At 69.2% G+C, this 24,833-nt stretch carries 21 protein-coding genes; 7 read left to right on the top strand and 14 right to left on the bottom strand.

What is annotated here, in order from left to right:
- Positions 1-2: 2 nt before the first annotated feature.
- The 3 genes from ABN034_RS18720 to hutH all read right to left on the bottom strand — a co-directional run bounded on the left by ABN034_RS18720 (position 3) and on the right by hutH (position 4,697).
- The gene (locus ABN034_RS18720) at positions 3-1,241 is read right to left on the bottom strand and encodes an allantoate amidohydrolase (protein ID WP_349692266.1); all 1,239 of its coding nucleotides are present in this window, start codon (positions 1,239-1,241) and stop codon (positions 3-5) included.
- Entirely contained in the window at positions 1,238-2,965 is a 1,728-nt protein-coding gene (hutU, locus tag ABN034_RS18715) for a urocanate hydratase (RefSeq protein WP_349692265.1), read from the bottom strand. The genes ABN034_RS18720 and hutU overlap by 4 nt, the downstream gene beginning before the upstream one ends.
- A gap of 166 nt (positions 2,966-3,131) precedes the next feature.
- Positions 3,132-4,697 (bottom strand): histidine ammonia-lyase, encoded by a 1,566-nt coding sequence (gene hutH, locus ABN034_RS18710; protein ID WP_349692264.1) that lies wholly within the window; start codon positions 4,695-4,697, stop codon positions 3,132-3,134.
- Between the two features lie 63 nt (positions 4,698-4,760).
- Here hutH and hutI point away from each other — a divergent pair, with 63 nt between their 5' ends.
- From hutI to ABN034_RS18695, 3 genes are all read left to right on the top strand, one after another.
- Positions 4,761-5,960 carry an imidazolonepropionase gene (hutI, locus tag ABN034_RS18705; RefSeq protein WP_349692263.1) on the top strand — a complete coding sequence of 400 codons (1,200 nt, stop codon included), beginning with the start codon at positions 4,761-4,763 and terminating at the stop codon, positions 5,958-5,960.
- A gap of 60 nt (positions 5,961-6,020) precedes the next feature.
- Positions 6,021-7,064, top strand: coding sequence for an ArsR/SmtB family transcription factor (locus ABN034_RS18700; protein ID WP_349692262.1), 1,044 nt, complete (start codon positions 6,021-6,023; stop codon positions 7,062-7,064).
- Positions 7,065-7,228: 164 nt separating this feature from the next.
- Positions 7,229-7,903 (top strand): hypothetical protein, encoded by a 675-nt coding sequence (locus tag ABN034_RS18695; RefSeq protein WP_349692261.1) that lies wholly within the window; start codon positions 7,229-7,231, stop codon positions 7,901-7,903.
- Positions 7,904-7,924: 21 nt separating this feature from the next.
- Here the strand turns inward: ABN034_RS18695 and ABN034_RS18690 are convergent, their stop codons facing one another.
- The 3 genes from ABN034_RS18690 to pepN all read right to left on the bottom strand — a co-directional run bounded on the left by ABN034_RS18690 (position 7,925) and on the right by pepN (position 12,527).
- The gene (locus ABN034_RS18690; RefSeq protein ID WP_349692260.1) at positions 7,925-9,175 is read right to left on the bottom strand and encodes an MFS transporter; all 1,251 of its coding nucleotides are present in this window, start codon (positions 9,173-9,175) and stop codon (positions 7,925-7,927) included.
- 100 nt (positions 9,176-9,275) lie between these two features.
- Positions 9,276-9,830: an alpha/beta hydrolase gene (locus ABN034_RS18685; protein ID WP_349692259.1), complete on the bottom strand. Its 555-nt coding sequence runs from the start codon at positions 9,828-9,830 to the stop codon at positions 9,276-9,278.
- Between the two features lie 33 nt (positions 9,831-9,863).
- Entirely contained in the window at positions 9,864-12,527 is a 2,664-nt protein-coding gene (gene pepN, locus ABN034_RS18680) for an aminopeptidase N (RefSeq protein WP_349692258.1), read from the bottom strand.
- Between the two features lie 255 nt (positions 12,528-12,782).
- Here pepN and ABN034_RS18675 point away from each other — a divergent pair, with 255 nt between their 5' ends.
- Positions 12,783-13,658 (top strand): sulfotransferase family protein, encoded by an 876-nt coding sequence (locus tag ABN034_RS18675; RefSeq protein ID WP_349692257.1) that lies wholly within the window; start codon positions 12,783-12,785, stop codon positions 13,656-13,658.
- Between the two features lie 76 nt (positions 13,659-13,734).
- Here the strand turns inward: ABN034_RS18675 and ABN034_RS18670 are convergent, their stop codons facing one another.
- The gene (locus ABN034_RS18670) at positions 13,735-15,120 is read right to left on the bottom strand and encodes a class I SAM-dependent methyltransferase (RefSeq protein ID WP_349692256.1); all 1,386 of its coding nucleotides are present in this window, start codon (positions 15,118-15,120) and stop codon (positions 13,735-13,737) included.
- 318 nt (positions 15,121-15,438) lie between these two features.
- Here ABN034_RS18670 and ABN034_RS18665 point away from each other — a divergent pair, with 318 nt between their 5' ends.
- Positions 15,439-15,897, top strand: a complete 459-nt coding sequence (locus tag ABN034_RS18665; protein ID WP_349692255.1) for an SRPBCC family protein — start codon at positions 15,439-15,441, stop codon at positions 15,895-15,897.
- 29 nt (positions 15,898-15,926) lie between these two features.
- Here ABN034_RS18665 and ABN034_RS18660 read toward each other — a convergent pair whose 3' ends face one another.
- A complete protein-coding gene (locus ABN034_RS18660; RefSeq protein ID WP_349692254.1) occupies positions 15,927-17,519 on the bottom strand; it encodes a phytoene desaturase family protein in 1,593 nt (530 codons plus the stop codon).
- A 134-nt stretch (positions 17,520-17,653) separates the two neighbouring features.
- Between ABN034_RS18660 and ABN034_RS18655 the strand changes: the two genes are divergently transcribed.
- The gene (locus ABN034_RS18655; RefSeq protein WP_349692253.1) at positions 17,654-18,832 is read left to right on the top strand and encodes an alcohol dehydrogenase catalytic domain-containing protein; all 1,179 of its coding nucleotides are present in this window, start codon (positions 17,654-17,656) and stop codon (positions 18,830-18,832) included.
- A 59-nt stretch (positions 18,833-18,891) separates the two neighbouring features.
- On the opposite strand, the gene ABN034_RS18650 is transcribed toward ABN034_RS18655, so the two are convergent.
- From ABN034_RS18650 to ABN034_RS18630, 5 genes are all read right to left on the bottom strand, one after another.
- Positions 18,892-19,365, bottom strand: a complete 474-nt coding sequence (locus ABN034_RS18650; RefSeq protein ID WP_349692252.1) for a hypothetical protein — start codon at positions 19,363-19,365, stop codon at positions 18,892-18,894.
- A complete protein-coding gene (locus ABN034_RS18645; protein WP_349692251.1) occupies positions 19,362-20,051 on the bottom strand; it encodes a DUF6766 family protein in 690 nt (229 codons plus the stop codon). Before ABN034_RS18645 ends, ABN034_RS18650 begins: the two co-directional genes overlap by 4 nt.
- Before the next feature lie 228 nt (positions 20,052-20,279).
- The gene (locus ABN034_RS18640; protein ID WP_349692250.1) at positions 20,280-21,119 is read right to left on the bottom strand and encodes a DeoR/GlpR family DNA-binding transcription regulator; all 840 of its coding nucleotides are present in this window, start codon (positions 21,117-21,119) and stop codon (positions 20,280-20,282) included.
- Complete coding sequence (locus ABN034_RS18635; protein ID WP_349692249.1) at positions 21,116-22,027, bottom strand: sugar phosphate isomerase/epimerase family protein; 912 nt, start codon at positions 22,025-22,027, stop codon at positions 21,116-21,118. Before ABN034_RS18635 ends, ABN034_RS18640 begins: the two co-directional genes overlap by 4 nt.
- Complete coding sequence (locus ABN034_RS18630) at positions 22,024-23,064, bottom strand: Gfo/Idh/MocA family protein (RefSeq protein ID WP_349692248.1); 1,041 nt, start codon at positions 23,062-23,064, stop codon at positions 22,024-22,026. The genes ABN034_RS18635 and ABN034_RS18630 overlap by 4 nt, the downstream gene beginning before the upstream one ends.
- Before the next feature lie 79 nt (positions 23,065-23,143).
- Here ABN034_RS18630 and ABN034_RS18625 point away from each other — a divergent pair, with 79 nt between their 5' ends.
- Positions 23,144-23,788 (top strand): ribulose-phosphate 3-epimerase, encoded by a 645-nt coding sequence (locus ABN034_RS18625; RefSeq protein ID WP_349692247.1) that lies wholly within the window; start codon positions 23,144-23,146, stop codon positions 23,786-23,788.
- Between the two features lie 65 nt (positions 23,789-23,853).
- Here the strand turns inward: ABN034_RS18625 and ABN034_RS34465 are convergent, their stop codons facing one another.
- Complete coding sequence (locus ABN034_RS34465; RefSeq protein WP_502879063.1) at positions 23,854-24,120, bottom strand: zinc finger domain-containing protein; 267 nt, start codon at positions 24,118-24,120, stop codon at positions 23,854-23,856.
- Between the last annotated feature and the right edge of the window lie 713 nt (positions 24,121-24,833).

The following is a 24,833-nucleotide window of genomic DNA, read 5'->3' as shown; positions in this document are numbered from 1 at the left end:
CATCAGGTGAGGAGCTCCTCGAGGGCGTCGGCCAACGTGTGGACGCCGGCGAGGCAGTCGGCCGGGTCGGCGTACTCCGTGGGAGAGTGCGACACACCGGTCGGATTGCGGACGAAGAGCATCGCGGCGGGAACGCCCGCTGTGGCGAGGATGCCGGCGTCGTGGCCGGCCTGGGTCGGCAGCATGGGCAGGTCGCCGAGCCGTCGGACGAGCCGCGCACGCAGTCTCTCGTCGAAGGCCACAGCCGGCGTGACGGACTCGGCAACCACGTCGAGCGCGGTGCCGTCCCGCGCTGCCCGGTCGTGAGCCTGTCGCGTGATGTCGTCGACGAGTGACTGGAGAGTGGTCTCGTCGGCGGCGCGGGCGTCGAGCCAGGCGGTGACTGTCCCGGCGATGGCGTTGACGCCGTTCGGCGCGACCTCGACCCTGCCGAAGGTCGCCCTCGCGCCGGAACCTTCACCGGTCCCGGTTTCCGCGAGCCGGGCGCGCTTGTTGGCGGCGAGGGCGGTCATGGCGTAGGCCAGCATCGGGTCGCGCCGGTCCGCCATCCGGGTCGTACCAGCGTGGTTGGCCTCGCCGGTGAAGGTGAACCGCCACCGACCGTGTGGCCAGATCCCGGTGGCGATGCCGACTGGGGCGTCGACGTCGGCCAGGGCGCGACCCTGTTCGATGTGCAGCTCGACGAACGCCACCGGATCGCACAGCAGGTCGAGTGACGGTCCGAACCGGGGTTCGAGGCCCATGGCCGCGACCGCCTCGGGGAGCTGGGTGCCGTCGGCGTCGCGCAGCAGGTTCGCCTGGTCGGCGGTGAGTGCTCCGGTCATGAGCCGGGAACCCAGGCAGGACAGGCCGAAACGCGCACCCTCCTCCTCGATGAAGACGGCGATGCCGAGCGGTCGCGAAGGACGGACACCGCGCTCGCACAGCACATCCACCGCGGCGAACGCGGAGACCACACCGAGGGGTCCGTCGTACGCACCGCCATCGGGTACGGAGTCGAGGTGGCTGCCGGTGATCACGCCGCCTTCCAGCCGCAGCGGTCCTGGGCGCCACCAGGCGACGGCGTTGCCGTTGCCGTCGGCCTCGAGTGTCAAGCCACGCCTGCCGGCCTCGTCGGTGAACCAGGACTCGCAGGCGCGGAGGGCGGGAGTCCAGGCGTACCGGCGATATCCGCCCGTGCGGGGGTCGCGACCGAGCGCGGCCAGGTCTTTCCACATCGCCTCGAACGACGTCGACCTCACAGCGCGTCATCCTCGGTCCGCCCGTGGTCGCGGGTCGGGATCGGCAGTCCTCGCGCGTCGGCGACCCGTTCTGCTTCGGGGTATCCGGCGTCGACGTGGCGGAGCACCCCGGTCGCCGGATCGTTGGTGAGGACCCGCTCGATCTTCTTTCCCGCGAGCGCGGTTCCGTCGGCGACGCACACCTGGCCGGCGTGGATCGACCGCCCGATGCCGACCCCGCCGCCGTGGTGGATCGACACCCAGGACGCACCGGACGCGACGTTCGTCATCGCGTTGAGCAGCGGCCAGTCCGCGATCGCGTCGGAGCCGTCGAGCATGCCTTCAGTTTCGCGGTACGGCGAGGCGACGGAACCGCAGTCCAGGTGGTCGCGGCCGATGACGATCGGCGCCTTGAGCTCGCCCGAGGCCACCATCTCGTTGAACCGCACGCCCGCCTGGTCGCGCTGGCCGTACCCCAGCCAGCAGATCCGCGCCGGCAGGCCCTGGAACTTCACTCGTAGCCGCGCGTGTGTCAGCCAGCGGTCCAGTGCGGCGTCGTGCGGGAACATCTCGAGCACCGCGGCGTCGGTCCTGGCGATGTCGGCCGGGTCGCCGGAGAGCGCCACCCAGCGGAACGGACCCTTGCCCTCGCAGAAGAGCGGCCGGATGTAGGCAGGAACGAAGCCCGGGAACTCGAACGCCCGCGTACTCCCGCCCTTGCGGGCTTCGTCCCGGATCGAGTTGCCGTACTCGAACACCTCCGCGCCCCCGTCGAGGAAGCCGACCATCGCATCGACATGGCGGGCCATGGATTCGCGGGCGCGCTCGACCAGGCCGGCGGGATCCTTCTGGCGTACGTCTGCCCAGTCCTCGAAGGCGACACCCAGCGGGAGGTACGCCAGCGGGTCATGCGCGGATGTCTGGTCGGTCACGACGTCGACCGGCGCACCCATCTCGAGCATCGCCGGCACCAGCTCGGCGGCGTTGCCGAGGACTCCGATCGAGAGCGGCTTGCGGATCCGGGTCGCCTCCTCGGCCAGCTGCAGCGCATGGTCGAGCGAGTCGGCCTGGACGTCAAGGTAGCGGTGGTCCAGGCGGCGCTGGATCCGGGACGGGTCGCACTCGACGCAGATGACGGCTCCGCCGTTCAAGGTGACGGCAAGCGGCTGCGCTCCGCCCATGCCGCCAAGCCCGGCGGTGAGGGTCAGCGTGCCTGCGAGGGGCCCGGCCAGCGCGTCGACGCCGTGTCCGACCCCCTTCTCGGCCAGCCTGGCACCCACCGCCGAGAACGTTTCGTACGTGCCCTGCAGGATGCCCTGGGTGCCGATGTAGATCCACGAACCTGCGGTCATCTGGCCGTACATCGTGAGGCCCGCGGCCTCCAGCCGGCGAAACTCCTCCCAGTTCGCCCAGTCGGGCACCAGGTTCGAGTTCGCGAGCAGGACCCGCGGGGCCCATTCGTGCGTACGGAGGATGCCGACCGGCTTGCCCGACTGCACCAGCAGGGTCTCGTCGTCGGTGAGCCACTCCAGGGCGCGGACCATGGCGTCGAAGCTGGCCCAGTCGCGGGCCGCCTTGCCGGTGCCGCCGTAGACGACCAGGTCGTCGGGATGCTCGGCGACCTCGGGGTCGAGGTTGTTCTGCAGCATCCGCAGGGCGGCTTCCTGCGGCCAGCCGCGGGCGTGCAGGGTCGTGCCGCGTGGCGCGGTCACCGTCCTCGGCACGCTCGTCGACGTCTCGTGCATGCGTCCCACCTCCACCGTGTCCTGCCGTCCCCGGTTGACCCGCTCGCGCCCGCTGGCCCACGGCTGTCGCTCGGGTCTACCGACTCGGTTGTCTTGCACATTGGGTCTACCCGCTCACGGGGTCGGACACCTTTGGGCCGAGCTCTGTTTTGGCGCAGGGGCGCCCTCATCCACGCGGGGTGACCGAGTCCGCGGCGGCGAGAACGGCTCCGGAACGGACGAAATCCACCGCGACCTCGATCTCGACCGACAGCTGGCGGTCAGGACCGGGGCCGGGCACCCGCTCGCGCAGTGCTCGGCGTACGGTGTCGGTCGCGGCAGCGGGGCGCAGTGGCGCCCGGAGGTCGAGTCCACGGGCCGCGGTGAGCAACTCGATCGCCACCACCCGGGTCAACCCGTCGAGCGCCCGCCGCAGCTTCCGTGCCGCCGACCAGCCCATCGACACGTGGTCCTCCTGCATCGCCGAGCTCGGGATCGAGTCGACGCTCGCCGGTACCGCCAACCGCTTCAGCTCGCTCACGATCCCCGCCGCCGAGTACTGCGCCAGCATGTGCCCCGAGTCGACCCCCGGATCGTCCGCGAGGAACGCCGGCAGCCCATGGTTGCGGGCGACGTCGAGGAACCGGTCGGTCCGTCGTTCGGACATGCTCGCCACGTCGGCCACCGCGATGGCGAGGAAGTCGAGGACGTACGCAAGCGGCGCGCCATGGAAGTTGCCGTTGGACTGCACCCGCCCGCCTCGACCATCCCCGTCGGTCACGACGACGGGGTTGTCGATGGCCGCGGCGAGTTCGTAGCCCGCCACGGTCCGGGCGTGAGCGAGCGTGTCGCGGGCAGCGCCGTTGACCTGGGGCGCGCAGCGCAGCGAGTACGCGTCCTGTACCCGGGTGTCGGCGGGTCCGGCATGGCTCGCGACGATCGCCGACCCGGCGAGGAGGGCCCGCATGTGGCGCGCGGCCGCCGCCTGGCCGGGGTGCGGACGGAGTTCCTGCAGGTCGGCGGCGAGCACCCGGTCGGTCCCGAGAAGCGCCTCCACACTCATGGCCGCCGCGACGTCGACGCTTGCGAGGAGCCGCTCCAGGTCGTGGCAGGCCAGCAGCAGCATGCCGAGCATGCCGTCGGTGCCGTTGATGAGGGCGAGACCCTCCTTCTCCGCCAGGACGACCGGCTCGATGCCGGCAGCGGCGAGTGCCTCGGCGGCCGGTTGCTGGGTACCGTCGTTCGTCCGCACGTCTCCCTCGCCGGTCAGCGCGAGCGCGACGTGGGCGAGCGGGGCGAGGTCGCCGGAGCACCCGAGGCTGCCGTACTCCGGGACTACCGGCGTGATCCCCGCGTTCAGCACAGCCGCCAGGGTGCGGGCGGTCGCCGGGCGGACGCCGGTGTGGCCCGTGGCCAGCGTCCGCAGGCGGAGCAGCATCATCGCCCGCACGACCTCGCGTTCGACCCCGGCGCCGGTGCCCGCCGCGTGCGAACGGATCAGGCTGCGCTGCAGGTGGGCCCGCCGGTCAGGCGGGATGTGGCGGGTCGCGAGCGCGCCGAAACCCGTCGAGATGCCGTACGCAGGGCGGTCGGAGGTGGCCAGGTCGTCGACCACGGCCCGCCCGGCCGCGATCGCCGTCCACGCCTCGCGGGTCAGCTCCACGCGGGCGTCGGAACGGGCGACCGCCACCACCTCGGCCTCGGTGAGCGGTGATGGGCTGACGGGAACGACGGTCACCGGGGCGGCGGTCATGGTGCTCAGTATTCCCGTCGTCGCGGACCTGTCGCGTCGCACTCGCTCGTTAATCTGGCTCGTATGGTGTCCGAGCCGGCGGCGACGTCGACCCTGCTGGACGGGATCGGGCTGCTCGTCACCATGGATCCGGCCATGGGCGACGGGACGGCACTCGGTGCGCTGCCCGATGCGGCGCTCGTCATGGCAGGTGGGCGGGTGGTCTGGGTCGGCCCATCGGCCTCCGCGCCGGTGAGCGACGTACGGATCGACCTCGACGGCCGGTGCGTCATTCCCGGCTTCGTGGACAGCCACGCCCACCTGATGTTCGCCGGCGACCGGGTGGGGGAGTTCGCGGCGCGGATGGCCGGTCGCCCTTATACGGCAGGCGGAATCCAGTCGACGGTCGCGGCGACGCGAGCCGCGAGCGACGATGACCTTGCCAGCAACGCGTCCCGGTTGATCATGGAGATGCGTACGCAGGGCACGACGACGGTCGAGGTGAAGTCCGGCTACGGGCTGACCGTCGAGGACGAGGCCCGTGCCCTGCGGTTGGCGCGCCGCTTGACGGTGGAGACGACGTTCCTGGGCGCGCATGTGGTGCCGCCGGAGTACGCCGGCCGGCCGGATGCGTACGTCGATCTCGTCACCGGCGCCATGCTCGACGCGTGCGCGCCACACGCCCGGTGGATCGACGTGTTCTGCGAGCGAGGCGCATTCGATGTCGACCAGGCCCGCGAGGTTCTGCGGGCGGGCATGGCGCGCGGTCTGATGCCGAGGCTGCACGCCAACCAGTTGGGTCCCGGCGGCGGAGTCGCGTTGGGCTGCGAGGTCGGTGCCGCCTCGGTCGACCACTGCACCCACCTGTCCGACGCGGACGTCGCGGCTCTCGCCGACTCGGGCACCGTGGCGACTCTCCTTCCAGGCGTGGAGTTCTCCACCCGTACGCCGTATCCGGACGCGCGCCGACTCCTCGACGCGGGTGTGGTCCTCGCCCTGGCGACCGACTGCAACCCGGGGTCGTCGTACACCTCGAGCATGGCGTTCTGTCTCGCCCTCGCCGTACGCGAGATGCGGATGACCCCGGCCGAGGCGGTGTGGGCGGCGACCGCGGGTGGTGCGAGGGCGTTGCGGCGTACGGATGTCGGTGGGCTCACGCCCGGCCGGCCGGCGGATCTGGTGGTGCTCGAGGCGCCGACCTACGACTACCTCGCCTACCGTCCAGGCGTCCCACTGGTGTCGTCGGTGTGGGTGACAGGTGAGCGGGTGGCGCCACCCAGGTGAGCCGGCCACTGTCCCACCGTCCGGGCCGGCGGGCGACGATATGTCCACAAAGTGCGTGCCGTGAGTCACCATGTGGATGTGCTGAAGATCCACTTCACGACTGCCGACGTCGCTCGCACCCGGGTCGCGTCAGCGCCGGATCCCCTGTGGGAACTGGTCCTCAGCCTGCACGTGCTGCAGAGTCGCAGATCCCCGGCTCGGCACCAGAAGTGGCGGGCCCAGGTCGCCCGGCAGGTGGGGGAGCGCGGGATCGCCGCAGAGGTGAGAAGGTTGCTGTTCCCGCTCGCCCCTGTGGCGACGTACTTCCCGGACTTTCTCACCCCCGGCGAGGCCGCGGAAGGTGTGGACGCCGGAATCGATGCGGTGGTGAGTACGCCGTCAGCCACGATGGCGGAGCAGTTCGCCATCATGGCGTCCCGGACCGCCGTGCCTGGCTGGGCGAAGAAGCTCGCTGCCGGAGACCGCGCCATGCGCCACTCGCTGGGGCGTGCACTGCGGTCGTACTACGACGTCGCGCTCGCGCCGTCGATGGAACCGCTCTCGGTCTGCATCGACGCCGACCGTGCGGTGCGCACGCAGAGCCTGGTCGACGGCGGCGTCAACGGGTTGCTGGCCAGCCTCTGGCCCCTTGCTCGCTGGCAGGAACCCACGCTTCTGGCGGCCTATCCCCGCGAGCTCACCGTACGGCTCGACGGCCGCGGCCTGGTCCTGATCCCGTCGTACTTCTGCGACCGCTTCCCGGTTGCGCTGGTCGACTCGGACATGCAGCCGGTCCTCGTCTACCCAGCCGCGGCGTACGGGACGGCCATGGCGCCCGCGGTCGTGCCCACGCAGGCCGGGGCACCCACTCGGCCGGCGGGGTGGAGCGAAGAGGCACTGGAGAACCTGCTCGGCGCGACCCGCGCGGCGGTGCTGCTCGCCATCGGGGACGGACGCCCGACGAGGCGCCTTGCCTCGCACGTGGGCGTGTCACCGGCAACGATCAGCCACCACACTGCCGTACTCCGCGAAGCCGGCCTCATCGCCAGCCGCCGGGTCGTCAACACCGTCGTTCACACCCTCACCCCGTTGGGCGCACACCTGCTCGGACGTCGCGGTCCCTGAGAGCCCTGACTTCAGGGCCGTCCTCGCCACGGGCGCCGGGATGGCCATTTCGACCGTGGTCGAAATGGCTTGAACTGCCTCACCCACCTGTCGAGCATTGCTGCCTGTCACGGGTGATCCGGCCCCGGCAGCCGACGCCGGGGGTTCCCACGGGGGTGAAGTGCGTGTCCAGTCCGACGCCTGGTGCCAGCCGCGTGCCGAAGGTCAGGTCAACTGGCGTGCCGTCGGCCGAGGGCTGCCTTGGTTTGGTCGTGTTCGTCGCGCTGGCCGCGGCCGCCTTCTACTGGTTCGAGATCCGCGACCCGTGGGCCGACCAGGGAGTGGCAGTGTCGAAACCCGCCACCGGTACGGCGGAACCGTCTCCGGCTGTTCCGGAGCCCGAGAACGGCGGCATGGCCGAGATTGCGTACGACCTGCAGCGGAAGGTGATCGAGGGAGCCGGCGTCACCCGGCAGACAAGCGTCGAGTGCGAGCTCACCGAGGTACCGGACAGCGCACAGGACTTTGGCTGCACCGTCACCTATGACGGGATCGACGTTCCGTACACGGTCTCCATCACCGACGTCACCACGGGCCTCGGCATGACAGTTTTCCAGTGGGACGCGAAGAGCGAGAAAGCGATCCTGACCCGGGAGGGGGCATTCGCCGGTTTCTGGCGCGACGTGAGTCCGACCGGCGCCACCGACCTGCGCTGCGACGACGGCATCCCGGAGAAGAAGCTTGTGCCGATGGGACGTACCGGCTTCTACTGCTACTCGACGACGGACCGGGGGGACCACCACCGGGTGGAAGTGGCGCAGGGCGAGCACGGACTCGTCTTCGAGTACGCCGACGACTGAGGAGATGAGCGCACGCTCAGGTCATTCCGGGTAGGTCGGGAGGTCGCGGACACGGCGCAACGGCGAAGCGGTGACGAACGCCGCCACCGCGACAAGTGCGACCATGACCACCCACAAGCCGTGTCGTACGCCGAGCCAGCCGCCGAGGGCACCGCCAGCAAGACCGCCGAGCACGTGACCCGCGTTCTGGAGCACACGTGCGACCGATGCCACCCGGCCGAGGAGGTCGCTGGGAGTGATGGTCAACAGGAAGCTGAAAGCGATGATGTTGGTAGCGGCGATTCCGGCCGCGAGGACACCGGCGCCAACGACGTAGCTCGCGAGGCCGAGCCCGGGTCGGGTCAGCGGGATGAGCAGACCGAACGGAAACGTGATCCCGATCGCCAACCAGACCGCGCGCCCGGTGCCGAGGAGCGTGGAGAGGCGGGGAGTGAGCAGGGCGCCGATGAACCCCCCGACTCCGCTTACCGCCAGCAAGGTACCGATGGAGATCGGCGACAACCCGACGGAACGAACGAGAAAGACCACCAGCAGGGCCTGCTGGGCCGTGACCACCACCGCAGCGAGTGTGAAGAACACCACGAAGACGCCGGCGATCGGACGTGCCACGAGGAATCGGAATCCTTGACCAAGCTGGGCGAGCGCTGGGCGGTCCGGTGGGAGGGGTTCGGGCTCAGTGGCCCGGATCCGGGCGAGCCCGAGCGCGGAAAGGACGAAGCTGGCGGCATCGGCGATGAGCGCCAACGGCGCGGTCATCGCCTGGACGAGGAGGCCGCCCAGCCCAGGACCGCCGATACCGACAACGGTGCGCGTCGCCTCGAGCGTGCTGTTGCCTTCTACCAGTCGGTCGCGGCCGATCAGAGCCGGAAGGTAGGCGGCCCAGCCCAGTCCGAACAGCATCGACAGCGCACCGGTCGTCGCCGCGACGGCATACAACAACCACAACTGGAGCAGCCCAGCCCACGCGGCCAGCGGTACCAGCGACACGAGGAGCGCCTGTCCCAGATCGGCGGCCACCATCGTCGGTCGCCGGCGCACACGGTCAACCCACACGCCTGCCGGTAGGCAGAGGAGAAGTTGCGGCAGCCAGGTCATCGCTGCCAACACCCCGACCTCGAACGGCGAGGCGGCCAGGGTGTCGATCGCGACCAGTGGGAGCGCCACTCTTGTCACAGCCGTGCCGGTCAGGCTCACGGCATCGGCGCACCAGGCGAGCCGAAAGTCATGGTGGCGAAGAAGGGAACCGTGACGTCGGCCCTCGCCCTGTGACATGGAGGCAAGGGTTGACGACCGGCGGACACACTGTCCACCAGATCCGCTGACAGCAGAGGACCGCTGGGCGTAAAGGCGGTTATCCGTCGAAGGCAGCGGACTAGGCGCGGAGGGCCGCCTCCAGGCGTGGGAGGGAGATGTCGTAGCGGTAGGACACGTCCATGTGGCCGTCGTCGAAGTACTCCACGTCGGCCGGGATTCCCAGCTCGGCAAGCTTTCCCGCCATTACCCGCGTACCGATCTGGAAGTTCAGCTCGTTCCACAACCCGACGTGGAGGTAGAGGTGGCGAAGCCCGCGCCACGCCCGCTGGTACTCGGGCCGGTCGATGAGCCGGACCGGATCCCACGCCAGCCAGCGCTCCCAGACGTCCTGGCGGAGCGCACCGGTCTCCAGGTCGATCGGCAGGTCGAAACCACGGTGGGCTTCGGGGTTCGGCGCGAAGGCCGCGCCATAGCAGAGCATGCCGAGTACGGAGAAGAACGGATCATGTGTCTTCGGTTTGATCTCCGGAATCTTCTCGATGTAGCGGTCGAGGCCGCCGAAACGTTGCAGGTTCGCGTGCAGCTTGGCGAGATCGGGGAGATAGCCGAACTCGAAGTAGATGTCGCCGCTCGGGATCGCCCGGGAGATTCGAGGCGAGCACGCGGCTGTCAAGGACGGGTTGCTCCACCCGACCGGCGAGGGACATCAGCTGGCCTCCGGTGCATTGTCGGCGCGGACCCTGACGGCGCGGCGCAGATCGTCGAGCCGGTCACCGAGGAATCGCCGCAGCGTGGGCGTGAGGTCGTCACGGGCCAGGCACTCCTCGGCGAGGCGTACGGTCGCAGGCGTCGCGGCGTGGGCCGGAAACAGCGTGTGGCCGAGCGCGGCGGCCACCGCCTGGCCGAGGCGCCCGGCTTTTGGGACCTCGGCGAAGTACCGCTCGACAAAGGCCGCCGTCCACGACGGCTGACTCGGTTGCCAGAAGCCGGACGCCGTGGCGTCGAGGAGCTGCTTGGACAGCTCGCCGTCGGCGAACAGCTGCCGCCACGCGCGCTCCTTCGCCGCACCGTCCGGAAGGGCCGCGCGGCAGGTGGTCGCCCGCTGCTGGCCGACACCGCTGGGATCTCGTTCCAGCTCCGCCGCGATCTCGGGCTCACCGGCCGCACCGGCGATGCAGAGCTGCCGCAGCAGCAGCCAGCGCAGTTCGGGATCCAGGGCGGGACCACCGGGGATCCGTTCGTTCGCGAGCCAGCCTTGGAGCTCGTCCAGACCGCCGCCGGTCTCCTCCGACTCGATGAGCCCGCGGAGGGCGGCCAGTCCTACGCCGGTGTCGTACTCGTCGTTCCCTGTCGTACGCCGGAGAGTCGTACGCCGGAGAGTCGTACGCCGGCGAGTCGTACGCGGGGGAGTCGTACGCGGGGGAGCCGTACGCCGGAGAATGGCGCGGCAGGCGCCGGTCAACGTGCCAAGCGCGGCGGCGCGGCCGTCCGGTGCCAGGTAACGGTCAGCGACCTCGTGCCTGGCGAAGGCCAGCACGGCCTCGACGATGGCGACGACGGGCTCGGCGGGGAGGTGGGCTTCGACGAGGTTGATGTACTCGGCGGGCGGGAGTTCCGCGTCGCGCACCATGTCACGGGCGATGGACCACAGCAGGGCCCGGGTCAGCGCATCGTCGACGGTGGACAGCGCTTCCGTGACCGTCGCCCAGGATCGAAGATCCAGGCGTACCTTCGTGTAGCTGCGATCGCCGTCGTTGAGGACCAGCAGGTCGGGACGCCGCGCACCCACGAGCGGCGCGAGGGCGGACCGGAGCGCATCCTCCCCACGCTGCTCCGGCACCGGGTCGGCGGCAAGGTCCGCCTCGAACTGTTCGCGCCGCACCAGCTGGCGCACACCGGCGTGGTCCTTCCTCAGGTCGTACGCACCGACCACGATCCGGTGCGGGCGTAAGCCCTCCTTGCCGCCACCACTTCCGGTGTGCATGAGGTCGGCGGAGGTCACCGCGCCGTTCCGGTCGGTCAGCTCCGTGCGGATCGTGTCGACGCCGCTCGTCCGCAACCACCGCTCGGTCCACCCGTGCACGTCACGCCCACTGGACCGGGCGAGCGCGTCAACCAGGTCGGCGAGCCCGGCGTTGCCGAAGCGGTGACGTGCGAAGTGTGCGTTGACACCCGCCAGGAAGGCCTCCTCCCCGACCCACGCGACCAGCTGCCGCAAGGCTGAGGCGCCCTTGGCGTAGGAGATGCCGTCGAAGTTCACCAGTGCGTCTGCCACGTTGTCGATGCGCTGTGCCGCGACGGGATGGGTGGAGGCACGCTGGTCGGCGTCGGATCCCCAGGGCTTGCGGGAAACGGCGAAACTGGTCCAGGCATGGGGCATGAGACCGGTGTCGGTGACCACCTGGTAGCCCATGTACTCGGCAAACGACTCGTTGAGCCACAGGTCGTCCCACCACCGCATCGTGACCAGGTTGCCGAACCACATGTGCGCCAACTCGTGCGCGATCACGATGGCGCGGGTCTGGCGTTCGGTGTCGGTGACAGCCCCGCGGAACACGTGGTTCTCGCTGAACGTCACACACGCAGGGTTCTCGACGGCACCCCAGTTGAGCTCGGGCACGAACGCCTGGTCGTACTTGCCGAAGGCGTACCGCTCTGCGAACGTTTCGTGGTACCGGTCGAAGCTGCGCCTCGTGATGTCGAAGATCTCCTCCGAATCCGCTGTGAGAGAAGGTGCGAGCGACTTCCGGCAGTGCAGGCCGAGCGGGATACCGTCGTGTTCCGTACGCACCGAATGCAGCGCACCGCCGACCACGACGGCCAGATAGGTGCTGATCGGCGGGGTCGTCGCGAAACTCCAACGCCCGTTGGCGCTGGACTCAGCCACGCCGTTGCTCAGCACGGTCCAGTGCGTTGGTGCGGTGACGGCGATGTCGAAGGGCGCCTTGAGGTCGGGCTGGTCGAAGCAACCGAAGACCCCCGGCGCCTCGTCGGGTGCGCACTGCGTGTAGACGTAGACCTCGCCGTCGGCGGGATCGGTGAAGCGGTGCATGCCTTCGCCGGTGCGGGTGTAGCGCATGTCCGCCTCGACGCGAAGCTCGTTGTTGGCCGCGAGGTCGGTGAGGGGCAGCCTGCCGTCGCGCAGCGAGCCGGGATCCAGGTCGCGACCGTTGAGTACCGCCTTGTGCAACGTGACCGGCCGGAGTTCTGCGAAGGTCGCGGCACCAGGTTCGGTGCACCCGAACCGGATCACCGTCGAGGAGCCGAACACCTCCTCGCCACGGGTGAAGTCGAGATCGACGGAGTACGCATGCACGTTCACGAGCCGGGCACGCCGCTGGGCCTCGGCGAGGGTCAACGACGTGGGCATGGTCGCCATCGTGTCAAACCCTTCCAACGTACGCGGCGAAGGGCAGGCTGCCGCAGAGAAGAGGTGAGCCGTCAGCCGCCGAGACCACATCGGCCCGGCGAGGGCCCGCTCCGGGTAGTCATGCGGTGACCACCAGTCGATGTGGAAGTTTCCGCATCTGGCCGTCTCGCTTACGTGGTTCGGCTTTTTCAGTGATCACCGTTACCATCCCTTGACCGTCAGGTTGGTGAACAGAGCGGAAGCCGAGGCAACCTCATGACGTCGCCGCAGTTACGGGGCGAGCTCAGGGCGCGACTTGCGCGCCATCCACGGCTGTACAACACGGCCAAGCGGGCCCGCAGGTTGGTCCGAGCGTCGTCCCGGTGGAGGCGGCAGTCACCCAAGCCGGTCGCAAAGGCGTCGACGAAGAGCAGGCTCGTTCCCTCGCCGGTGTTCGTGATCTCGTCGGTCCGGTCCGGCTCGACGCTGCTGCGGGTGATCCTCAACACCCACCCGGACATCTGCGCCCCGCACGAACTCCACCTTCGCTGTCTGCGGGTGGAGTTCGAGAAGCGCTACGCCGAGATCGCGTTCAAGGAACTCGGCATCGACAAGGACGAGCTGGAGCACCTGCTCTGGGATCGCGTCCTGCACCACGAGCTGTCCCGCAGCGGCAAGCGGATCTTCGTGGACAAGACTCCCGGCAACGCCAACGTGTACGAACGGTTGGCCGCCTGCTGGCCGAACGCCCGTTTCATCTTCCTGCTACGCCATCCGGCCTCGATCGTCGCGTCACTGATGGAGACCAGGCCAGACCGCGAGCTGGAGCCGACGATCAACGAGGCGCTGACCTACCTCAAGGGCGTGGAGGCCGCGAAGCAGGCCCTACCCGGGCTCGTCGTCCGGTACGAGGACCTGACCGACGACCCCGCGCGCGTGACGAAGGAGATCTGCCACTTCCTGGGTATCCGATGGGATCCCCGCATGCTGGACTACGGCCAGAGCAAGCATGGCAAGTTCCGGCCGTTCATCGGCGACTGGAGCAGCAAGATTCGCAGCGGCCGGATCCAGGAAGGGCGTCCGCTCCCCGACCCCGCAGAAGTTCCTGAAGAAGTCAGACCGTACGCCCGCTCGTGGGGCTACCTGACCTGACGCGGAGGGCTGTCCTGCCGTGACAGTGGGACCTAGCTACCGTCACGGTGGGTTCTATCTGCCGTGACGGCAGGGATTACCCCAACCGGCGCTTGACTCGGCGCAGGCCGGTCTTGGCTTGGCGCAGTGGGGCGGTCAGGCGCCACGACCGGCTCCGCTGCATCTTGCGCAGGGCATCCCTGAGCTGGATGACCTCGTCGGCGCGCGTTGCGGACTCCGGGTCCGGGCGTGAGTCCTGTCCCGCCTTCCCTCGTGCCGAAGGCTTCTTCTGCGAGAAGACAGAGATCCACCGGTTCGGTTTCGGCGAAGGAATGAGTTCGTGCTTGCCGAAGATGGCCAGGGTGTCGAGCAGGTACCTCTCGAGACTGGCCGGGTTGAAGACGAAGGTCTGGTCCTGCTTCACGGTGCTCACGCCGATCAGCGGAAGCTCCTCCGGGAGGTCACCCTCGTGGTCGAACGTCGACCTGAACCTGCGGTCGTTGATGCCCGGATATTCCAGCACCAGGTGGGACGACGCGAGGTCGGCCACGCGCTGGACGAACGCGAACGGATCCGGTTGGTGGTGAATGACGTTGAGGGCAAGGACGACGTGGAAGGAGTTCGGTGGCTCGGAAAGGCCGTCCAGGGTGACGTTGCGCAGGTCGATCTTGCTGTCCAGTGCCTTCGCGATCGCCTTCGCCTGCTCGAACCTGCGCCCCCACGGCTCGATCGCCGTGACCTTCGCCCCCATCCGGTGGGCGCTCAACGCGGCGGCACCCTCGGCGCATCCGATGTCCAGCACGCGCTTGCCGTCCACCGGCATCCGCAGTGCCCGCGCCATGGTTGCCGAGCGTGCCGACCTGGCGGAGCCTTCGCGGTAGTCAGCCTGGTAGGAGCTTTCGCTCACCTCGAGGACGGGCTCGGGATGCCCGCGCCTGCACATCTCCTCCGCGTCATCGAGAGCCAGCCGGGGAAAGTCCCAGCGTGACAACTCCCGGAAGTCCTCATGCAGGTCACCGTTGGAGCACAGGTAGCGGCAGGGTTTGCCCAAGCGGTCCAGGTCGAGGGCGAGGTGCTCGAAGACCTGCGCCAGATGGCGCGACATGAGTACGCCGCCCCAGAACTCCTGGTTGAACTGCCGGTGCGCGTGCTGTTCGTGGCTGGGCTCGATGTTCGTCCGCCCCGCGCCGCGCTTCACCAGCACCGACAGCGGGGCGCCCACGACGATGATCTCGTCCGCGGCGTCGAGGAACTCGGGCAGCAGCGGACTCACACTTGTCCCGATCGCCTTCGGTGCCTTACGCCGGTAGCCCCGAAGGAGGTTGTAGTGCACGACGTCATCGACACCGGTCGGTATTGCGGACTGGTCGCCGATCTCGAAGGCGAAGTGGACCTTGCCGGGATCACTTCCCGGGAAGAACTCGCTCCAGCGATCGATGAGCGTGGACTTTCCTGCACATGTGGGACCCACCAGCAGACGCATGGCCGGACACGATACAGCACGGTTCCGGCACGTCACAGGGTCTCCATGAACCGGTCAGATTGGCGTTACCCTGCGGCCAAACAGCTGCGGTATGCCCGTGTTGGTCCGGGTTGGCGAGGCCCTTCGAACCGGTGTCGGAACAACCCCGCCGTGGGGTGGGTCCGGCAGCGTGGGCCGTGGCATGGCGGGTCTGCGGCGACAGCGTTTGTGGACGGGCTCAGCGGGCAGGGGCGCTCGTACCCGCATAAGGAGGTCGCCTGTGCAGTACTGCCCGACTCCGGCTGAGATCCGCCGGCTCCGACCACCGCGAGGGTGGACATGATTGAGGTCAACCGGACAGTGTCGTTGTCGCCGGAACGGGTGTTCGCGGTGCTGGCGGACGGTTGGTCGTACGCAAGTTGGGTGGTGGGTGCGTCCCACATCCGGAAGGTGGACCCGGACTGGCCGGCCGTCGGCAGCCAGATCCACCACAACGTCGGACCGTGGCCTCTGGTGATCCAGGACGCGACCGAGGTCCTCGCCATGGAGGTCAACTCCCTGCTCGAGGTGCATGCCCGGATCTGGCCAGTCGGTGCAGCGCGGGTCCGCGTGCGTCTCGATCCGCGAAACAGCGGAGGCTGCGAGATCACGATGGGTGAGGAGATCGCGGAGGGGCCGTTCAGGTCGCTCCCGAAGGCCGCCCAGGCCACGTTGTTCCGGCCCCGGAACAACGAGAGCCTGAACCGGCTCGTCGACCTCGCCGAAGGGCGCGGCCCGCACGCTTCCCGTCCGTCGTAGGTCCCGTCCGGTCGCCTGCCGTACGTACGTCAGTTGTAGATGAGGCGATGACCGGCGCGGATCGTCGCCGCGTACACACCACCGGCGATACCGGACCGGACCAGCGCGGCGCGGGCGGCGTTCGCGCCTGCCGCGCCATGGACGGCTCCGCCCGGGTGCGCGGACGCGCTCGCGAGGTAGAGCCGGTCGATCGGTGTGTCGGTCCGGGCGAGACCCGGCACGGGCCTGAACACCAGCTGCTGGTGCAGCGCCGACGTCCCCGCGTTGATCGCGCCGCCGACGAGGCTCGGGTTGTGCGCCACGAGCTGCTCCGGCCCGGCGAGGTACCGCTCGAGGATCCGCCCGGAGAAGCCGGGCGCGTGCCGGTCGATGACCCCTTCGATGCGTTCGGCGAACTGGACCAGCCGGCCCGCGTCCCACCGCCCGCCACGAGGGACATGGGTGTACGCCCACACCGCCTCGGTTCCGGCTGGCGATCGGGTCGGGTCTGCGGTGGTCATCTGCCCGAGCAGGATGAACGGCTGCTCGGGTATCCGCCGGCGGGACAGGTCCGAACCGAAACCGACGAGGCCCTCCAGGTCGGCTCCGAGGTGCACTGTCCCGGCGCCCGCCGCCGCGCGGGCCGTCCACGGGATCGGACCGGAGAGTGCCCAGTCGATCTTGATCGTGGCGTAGTCCCACTCGAACCGGTCCAGGTCGTCGACCAGCCGGGCGGGCAGGTGGCCGGCACCCACGAGGGAGCGGTAGAGCGTCGGTGCGGGTACGTCGGCGAGCACCGCCCGCCGGGCCCGGACCAGCCCGCCCCCGGCGTCACGGACCCCGAGCGCCCGGCCACCAGCGACGAGCACGTCGTGGACGGCCCGGCCGCGATCCACCCGGCCGCCCCGTTCGGTGAACCGGCGGACGAGTGCCTCGGTGATCCGGCTGGCGCCGCCCTCGGGAACCGGAAACCCGACGTCCTGCCCGAGCATCGCCAGCAACCAGCCGAACACCGCACTGCCGGCGTGGTCGGGTCCGAGGTCGGTGTGGAGCGCGCACCCGGCCATCAACAGCTGTGCGCCTTCGCCCTCGAAGCACTCCTGCACGTGCCGCCGCGCCGGCATGATGCCGAGCCGGGCCAGCCGCAGGGCATCGGCGGCGCCGAGCGTACGCAGCAGCCGGGCGGCCGGGCGTACCGGCGGGAAGGGTCGCAACAGCGACTGCACCAGGTCGTCGCGGATCCGCATCCAGCGGGCGAACTCCCGCTCCCAGGCGGCGCCGTCCGTGGCCGCGAACTCCGCGACGGACGCGGCCGTGGCGGCGACGTCCCGCGACATCACCGCGCAGCGACCGTCGGGCAGGATGTGGGCGAGGACGGCCGGAGCGTGCCGCCAGGTCAGGCCGTACTTCCCCAGCTCCAGCGACGTGATGTGCGGCGACGCCACGCTCAGCGGATAGAACGCGCTGCACACGTCGTTGACGAACCCGGGCGCGGTGAGCTCGGCGCTACGGACGCCCCCGCCGGCTTCGTCGGTCGCCTCCAGCACGACGACCTCCCAGCCGGCATCGGCCAGCACGTTGGCGGCGACGAGCCCGTTCGGGCCGGCGCCGACCACCACCGCGTCGACGACTTCGACAGGCATCAGGGTGCCCTTTCCGACATGGGGACCGACCAATCCGTACGCCGTCACTGCTGCCCCCGCTGGACGGGCGGAAACGGTTAGCCGGCAACGCTCGACGTGCGTAACGATCCGTTGTGTCGGGCAAGTGTTCAGCCATGAAGGCACTGACCTGGCACGGCAGGCGCGATGTCCGCGTCGACGAGGTTCCCGATCCCGCGATCCAGGAACCGAACGACGCGATCATCCGCATCACCTCGAGCGGGATCTGCGGGTCCGATCTGCACCTCTACGAGGTGATGGGACCGTTTCTGAGTGTGGGCGACGTCCTCGGCCACGAGCCGATGGGCGTTGTCATGGAAGTCGGCGCCGGCGTGGAGAACATCGCGCCCGGGGACCGGGTGGTGGTGCCGTTCCAGATCTCCTGCGGTGCCTGCTTCATGTGCCGGCGGGGGCTCTTCACGCAGTGCGAGACCACGCAGGTCCGCGAGCAGGGCATGGGGGCCGCGCTGTTCGGATACACGAAGCTCTACGGCCAGGTTCCCGGTGCGCAGGCGGAGTTCCTGCGGGTGCCGCAGGCACAGTTCGGCCCGATCAAGGTGCCGGAGGGGCCGCCCGACGACCGGTTCGTCTATCTGTCGGACGTCCTTCCCACGGCATGGCAGGCGGTCGAGTACGCCGGTGTCCCGGACGGTGGCAGCATCACCGTCCTCGGACTCGGACCGATCGGCGACATGGCCAGCCGGGTCGCCCTCCACCGCGGGTATCGCGTGATCGGTGTCGACCTCGTACCCGAACGGCTCGCACGGGTACGCGGGCGTGGCGCCGAGGTGCTGGATCTGCGCGAGCACACCCGCGACCTGCCTGACGTGATCCGGGACATGACCGAAGGACGCGGTACCGATGCCGTGATCGACGCGGTCGGCATGGAGGCGCACGGGACACCGGCGGCGAAGGTGGCCCACCATCTCGTCGGCCTGCTCCCGGACGCGGTGGCGGAGAAGGTGATGGCGAAGGCCGGGGTCGACCGGCTGCATGCGTTCTACCTGGCGATCGATATCGTCCGGCGCGGCGGCACCATCTCCGTCAGCGGGGTCTACGGCGGGATGGCCGACCCGCTGCCGATGCTGACTCTCTTCGACAAGCAGATCCAGCTTCGGATGGGGCAGGCGAATGTCCGGCGATGGGTCGACGACATCCTTCCGCTCCTGACCGACGAGGACCCGCTCGGCGTGGACGAGTTCGCCACCCATCACGTACCGCTTTCCGAGGCCCCGGGTGCGTACGAGATGTTCCAGAAGAAGAACGGAACCGTGAAGGTCCTGATCCGTCCCTGACCGCACGTGCCACCGTCCGCATCGTGGCAGCGGTCCGGTCGGATCAGATGCGTGGCGGGTTACGTTCCTTTGATGATGCAGTCGTACGGGCGTTCGCCACGCTGGGTGCAGCCGGCAGCCGCGACCTTCCATCCGGAAGGAAATTCGGCGAGGAAGATCGTGTCTCCCTGCGCTCCGGGCTTGCCCCCGGACGCGGCGAGTTCCACGACTGCCTGGTCGCCGTAGACGTCCACGCGGCGGACCACCCCTCGTCCATCGGGAATCTCCTCCGCGACCACAGCGCGCACGCACGCCTCGTGGGCCAGCTGCTCCAGCTCCCGGCGGGTTTCCGGCGCCACCACAGCGCAGGCGGCGGCCCCGTCATGGCGGGCGAGGGCGAGTCGGAACTCCCGCGTGGCGGCGATGGCGGCGTCCTCCCGACCGTGCACCGCGCCGCACCCGACCGCCCCCACGAGCAGCACCGCGACCACCAGCAGTGCCTTGGCCAGACGCAGCACCGGGGTCAGGGCACGGGACAGTCGACGCCGGCTCATCCGGTACGTCCGGTAGCGGTGTCGTGTGGCGCGCCGACCGGCTTGGATTCAGGCGATCCGCGTTGGCGCAGGTAGACCGACAACACCGCCATCGAGACCAGCGCGAGCATCTCGGACTGCCAGTTCTGAAGGGTGCGGTTCCAGAAGTCTGCGGAGACGATGTATTCCAGCCACGTCAGCGGTAGTTGGAGTTGCCCGATCTGCGTCTGGTTGTAGGCGACCCGACCGGCGACGGACTGGGCGAACCAGGACATGAGAAAGATCGTTCCCATGACGAGGGCGAGCGAATGGGAGTACACCTTCAGCCGGATTCCACCAGCTCGTGCCCAGGCCGGGGATTTCTCGTCGGCGTGGGGACCGACCAGCTGCACCTCGTCGGATTCCCAGCCGGTCTTGTCCGCGGGCTTGGATTCCGGCGATCCGCGCTGGATCAGCCAGACGGTGCCGAAGACGTAGAGGAAGAACTGGAGATACTCCGACTGCCAGTTCTCCATCACGTCCACACCGAAATCCGAGGACATAACGAAGTGAACGAACGACACCTGCGCAAACCCCTCGGCAACCTGCCGTTCGTTGAAAGCGGCGAGCCCGACGAGTGCCTGCGCGGTCAACGTGGCGAGGAAGGCCAGCCCGAAGGCCAGGGTCAACGAGTTGTTGCGCAGGAACGAACGCACCTTCGTCCTCATCGTTCTAGCGGTGGAGGATCGCGATCGCGATGAAGTAGGCCAGGCCGGCGGCGATAAGGGTCAGGCAGCCGGCGAAGGTTGTCCGCATCCGGTGGCGCCCCCCTGTCGATCGTTGCGGTTGGCACGTAGCTCATTACTTGCCCGGCGATCGCCGCATCGACACCTTCCACGTGATCATCACCTCTCGAGCGCGGCGCCCAGCGGCCGCGCGCCTCCGCTGCTCGGTGGTCAGTCGCGCCGGCTCATCGCCGCGGCGATCACCAGGTCGACGCCGGCATCCGCGCACCATTGCCGCAGGTGCCGGTCGTCGGTGTCGGTGACGAGGGTGTCGATCCGGTCGAGGTCGCAGACCTTCCGGAAATCGTGGGCGCCGACCTTCTGCTGGTCCATCGCGACCACGACCTTGCGCGCCCGGTCCATGGCGGCGTTCTTCAGCTGCGCGTCGGCGACGTCGGCCACGGTGAAGCCGGAGGTCGACAGTCCGGTGACACCGAGAAAGGCGGTGTTGACGGTGAACTGCTGGATGGACTCGAGCGCCAGCGGACCGACAAAGCATCCGCCCAACGTGCGGAACTGCCCACCGACGACGGTGTGTCGCACGGTGGGTACGTCGGCCAGCACCTGTGCGACACCGAGCGCGTTGGTGAGGACGTTGACGTGGGACGGATGTCCGCCGGCACGGGAGGGATGACCACTGGCGACGGCCAGCCGGAGTTCTTCGGCAAGGGCGAGGATCGTGCTGCCACTGTCGAGAAACACTGCGTCACCGTCGTCGATCATGGTCAGGCAGGCGCGCGCGATCGCCTGTTTGGCGGCGACGTTTCGCTCGACCCGGGTGGCCAGAGCAGGTTCGTACGCCGGTCGCAGGGCGAGTGCGCCGCCATGCGTACGCCGAAGCAGACCCTGCCGGTCGAGGTCGGTGATGTCCTTGCGTACGGTCGGTTCGGCCACCGCGAGCAGGTCGGCAAGCTCGGCCACGCGCACCCGACCGCGCGCGTCGAGAATCTCCAGGATCCGTGCCCTGCGTTCCTCGGTAAAGGCTCGTCCCTCGTGCTTCGCCGCCGTCACGGGACCCTCCGCGAATGCCGGTGCAGGCGGTCGAGGAGGAACCCTCGGACGCGCGGCACGTCGTCCTCGGTGGCGTCCTGGATGATCAGCGGGACGACTCGAGGGAGCGCGGCGTGCAGGCTGAGAACCAGGTCGTAGTCGAGCAGCCCGCTGCCGGCGGCCGCGTGACCCGAGGCGGGCAGCACATCCTTCGCGTGCAGACACCCGACCGATGAGCCGAGGAGGTCGAACGCCTCCGAGAGAATCCGATCCTGCCCGGCCGCGGTCACGGGAGTGAGCAGGTTGGCGGGGTCGAGGACGATGCTGATCAGGTCGGCGTCCGGACCCAACTCGTCGAGCAGCCGGCGCGCGTGGACGGCATCGCTGATGACGTTGCCGGGTTCGGGTTCGATGCCGAGCCGCACACCCGCCGCCGCCGCGGCCGCCAGCAACCTGTCGAGGGTGGCGCGGAGGTCATACCAGGCCGACTCGTCGTCGTTGCCGGGATGCCGCCGCCAGATGTCGTCGGGGTCGCGAGTGCCGGAGCACAACGTCACCACGTCGGCGCCGAGCTGACCCGCGTGCCGGATGAACGCGTCGGCCTCGGCCGTCTCGCGACTGCGGCGATCTCTGTCGGGATGCACGCAGTTGTAGGTCGCGGAGACGCCCAAGATGCGCACCTGTCGTCGCGCGAAACTCGCCCGGATCCCCCCGTAGTCGATCCGTTCGACATCGTGTGTCGCGGGGATGGTCGCCAGCCCGAACGCGTTGAGGTTGAGCTGGACGAGCCCGAACCCCGCGTCGGCGACCGCGTGGGCGACCGCGTCGGCGCTCGACCGGCGGAACGTCCGCGCGAAGATGCCGACTTCGGTTTCCACCGGTGGACCGGGAGCGGCGTTGACGGGTGCCCGCTTCGGCGTCCCACTCACGGCTCGACCTCCTTGCCGTCGGCAGCCGCGCTGGTCGCCACTGCCTCGATCAGCCGGAGCGCCGCCGCGCCGTCGACTCCCGACGGGTCGGTCGGGGCGTCCGTCACGATCGCACGGGCGAACGCCTCGACCTGCCGCTGGTACGGGTCACTTGCACCGAACTCCGGTGTGCGTGTCTCGCGCGTACGGTCCAGATGGACGCGGACGCGGCTGGCGTGGCGGAAGAACGGGAAGTCCGAACGGATGCTCAGGTGGCCGTGTTCGCCGTAGATCTCGATGCCCTCGGCGTACTCCCCGCGGACGTCGGCGGAGATCTCGAACGTGACGAGGCCTCCGCCTGCGAGCCGGGACGTCCCATGCCAGCTGTAGTCGCGGCCATGGTGGGCCACCTGGGCACGAACGTTCGTGAGCTCGCCCACGAGGAGCCGGAGCGTGTCGAAGACGTGCGCGCCATGGGTGAGCAGCAGGTAGCGGTCCCGGTCCGCCTTGAAGCCGGCCTCCCGGGCGCGGACGTCCTCGTCGACCACCAGCGCCGGGAACAACGCCGCTTCGGTAGGCCGGCGGAGGGTTGCGGGAATGCGGTACCAGCTGGTGGCGGTGAGGATGGTGCCGAGCTCGGCCATCGCGGCTTTGGCGTACGCCATGCCGGGATCGTGCCGTCGCATGGAGCCGACCTGGAGCTTGCGGCCCGCGGACTCGGCGCGGGCCTGCAACTCGGCAGCGTGGGTTGCGGTGTCGGCGGCGGGTTTCTCGACGAGGACGTGCCTGCCCGCCTCCAGCGCCTGGACGCCCAGCGGAAGATGCAGTCGGTCGGGTGCGGCGATGAGGACCGCGTCGAGCCGATGCCCCAGCAGTTCGCCGGTGTCGGTGCAGCCGGTCACGCCGTAGCGGGCGGCGACGCCGTGGGCGAGCGTCTCGCTCGGGTCGCTGACCGCGACCAGCTGCACTCCGTCGGCCTTGGCGACCGCGGGGAGGTGGGCGACCTGGGCGATCCTCCCGCACCCGATGACGCCCAGTCGGACGCTGTCGATCTTCATGTAGATTCGTTTTCGCTCGTTTGGACTCGTAAACCGAGTCTAAACGAACCCACCCTGTGGCGAACCGGAGGGATCACCCATGCGGGCGTACGTCTCACTGTGGTCAGCGGACCTGCTCGCCCTCGGCGATGCGGTCGAGGCGCTGGCCGACGTCGTGGACGGCTTCCACATCGACGTCTTCGACGGGCACCGCACGCGCGAGTTGCTCTTCGGGCCCGATCTCGTCGCCGCCCTCCGCCGGCGTACCACCGCGCTGCTCGACGTCCACCTGATGGTGACCGACCCCGCGTACTGGGCGGACCGGTTCGCCGACGCCGGAGCAGACATGATCACCGTGCACATGGGTCCTGGGATCGACATCGACGCGACACTCGAACGGATCCGGGACCTCGGGTGCCAGCCCTCCCTCGGCCTGGAGACCCACCAGGGGATCGGCCAGGCGGTCGCCCACTTCCCGGCCGTCTCCCGGGTCCTCGTGCTCGGGACCGCGATCGGCGTCAGGGGCGTCGGACTCGATCCGGCGACCGCCGGCCGGGTCGCCTCGCTCGCCGAGGCGCGCGGGAGCACGGGTGACCGGCCGCTCCTCGTCGTGGACGGCGGCATCCGTCGTCATACGGTGCCGGCCCTCGCCGCGGCAGGCACCGACGGCGTCGTGCCCGGGTCACTCGTCTTCGATGCCCAGGACCCCCGTAAGGCCGTGGCCGAGATCAAGGCGCTGACGTAGCGCTCTCGCCGTCGAGCTACGTCGCGAACCGATTTGCTCGACTGCTTACGAAGCTTCGTTTGGTCCTACGGTTTGGATCGCGTGTCACTCTGTTGTGCTCGCCCAGGCATCCGCCGCGAGACGTGCTGATGGTCGAGGCTTTCGATGGGACGGCCGCTGCCCGTGCTGATGCACCGGTCTCCGGGCTTGGCGTGACACCGTGGGCAGGGTCTCAGCAGAACTCGTGGGAGAGTCGTCAAGTCTGACTGCGTATAGCCACGGTCCTTGAGGACGCTGCTATCCCACACCCAGGCCACGAGTCCTGACTTGAGGTTTGGTGATTCGCGACTCATCGTCCTACCACCACTGTCCAGATGACACCGAGCATTGCGAAGATGATGAATTCTGCGGTCTTTTACACTGCCTTCACTGCCCTCATGTCCGTTGGATCGCTCGTCCATTACGGCGCATCTCCTCAGTTGCTTGGTTGACTTGACCTGCCTGCCACTTATCCGGATCATTCACAGTCGTACGGCGGCGCAAAGGCGGGCGGATAACCCACCAGGAACGCCGTGTCTCTCGGCGCATGACCGCCGCCGCAAGCACGGTCGGCCTATCCTGGGACGCAGATGTGCCGTAACGACTGATGGCTACCATCACACTCAGGATTCGCGGAGCAGGTGCTGACGAAAGACGGAAATAATGCGGATCCCCCGGACGCCATTGAGGTGTCGCGGGCGCTGGGTACTGAGCTGCGCCGGCTTCGTCAGGCCGGACTGGCCGACCTCACCCTGCGGCCGCACCGCTACCCCGAACTGAACGCGACGTTCGGGACCGGGCGCGTCAGTCCCATGGACTCAGTGACGCTGCTCGCCCACAATCGGCGAGCGTCCGATGGCGTACTCGCTGCACTCCCGACACCGGCGATGCGGGTCGCCGCTAGTGCTGCGTCAAGCAACGTTGGGTAGGTAATCGGGGCGGCGGATCTTGGAGTCGATCGCGAATCGTCGTTTCGGTCGTGCTCGCTTGTTGTGCCAGCGGAGGTACCCGGCGATTGCGGCTTGTT

Origin of the sequence: Actinopolymorpha sp. B11F2 (genome assembly GCF_040195635.1) — a bacterium.
Taxonomy (GTDB): Bacteria; Actinomycetota; Actinomycetes; order Propionibacteriales; family Actinopolymorphaceae; genus Thermasporomyces.
This window is presented reverse-complemented; position numbering and strand designations above follow the sequence as displayed.

What these genes read in the sequence shown, in the direction of transcription:
- ABN034_RS18645 (WP_349692251.1), bottom strand. Translation starts at nt 20,051, where the DNA reads ATGAGGACGAAGGTGCGTTCGTTCCTGCGCAACAACTCGTTGACCCTG.
- ABN034_RS18650 (WP_349692252.1), bottom strand. Translation starts at nt 19,365, where the DNA reads ATGAGCCGGCGTCGACTGTCCCGTGCCCTGACCCCGGTGCTGCGTCTG.
- pepN (WP_349692258.1), bottom strand. Translation starts at nt 12,527, where the DNA reads ATGCCCACGTCGTTGACCCTCGCCGAGGCCCAGCGGCGTGCCCGGCTC.
- ABN034_RS18670 (WP_349692256.1), bottom strand. Translation starts at nt 15,120, where the DNA reads ATGCGTCTGCTGGTGGGTCCCACATGTGCAGGAAAGTCCACGCTCATC.
- ABN034_RS18630 (WP_349692248.1), bottom strand. Translation starts at nt 23,064, where the DNA reads ATGAAGATCGACAGCGTCCGACTGGGCGTCATCGGGTGCGGGAGGATC.
- ABN034_RS18665 (WP_349692255.1), top strand. Translation starts at nt 15,439, where the DNA reads ATGATTGAGGTCAACCGGACAGTGTCGTTGTCGCCGGAACGGGTGTTC.
- ABN034_RS18675 (WP_349692257.1), top strand. Translation starts at nt 12,783, where the DNA reads ATGACGTCGCCGCAGTTACGGGGCGAGCTCAGGGCGCGACTTGCGCGC.
- hutH (WP_349692264.1), bottom strand. Translation starts at nt 4,697, where the DNA reads ATGACCGCCGCCCCGGTGACCGTCGTTCCCGTCAGCCCATCACCGCTC.
- ABN034_RS18655 (WP_349692253.1), top strand. Translation starts at nt 17,654, where the DNA reads ATGAAGGCACTGACCTGGCACGGCAGGCGCGATGTCCGCGTCGACGAG.
- ABN034_RS18625 (WP_349692247.1), top strand. Translation starts at nt 23,144, where the DNA reads ATGCGGGCGTACGTCTCACTGTGGTCAGCGGACCTGCTCGCCCTCGGC.
- ABN034_RS18690 (WP_349692260.1), bottom strand. Translation starts at nt 9,175, where the DNA reads ATGTCACAGGGCGAGGGCCGACGTCACGGTTCCCTTCTTCGCCACCAT.
- hutI (WP_349692263.1), top strand. Translation starts at nt 4,761, where the DNA reads ATGGTGTCCGAGCCGGCGGCGACGTCGACCCTGCTGGACGGGATCGGG.
- ABN034_RS34465 (WP_502879063.1), bottom strand. Translation starts at nt 24,120, where the DNA reads ATGAGTCGCGAATCACCAAACCTCAAGTCAGGACTCGTGGCCTGGGTG.
- hutU (WP_349692265.1), bottom strand. Translation starts at nt 2,965, where the DNA reads ATGCACGAGACGTCGACGAGCGTGCCGAGGACGGTGACCGCGCCACGC.
- ABN034_RS18660 (WP_349692254.1), bottom strand. Translation starts at nt 17,519, where the DNA reads ATGCCTGTCGAAGTCGTCGACGCGGTGGTGGTCGGCGCCGGCCCGAAC.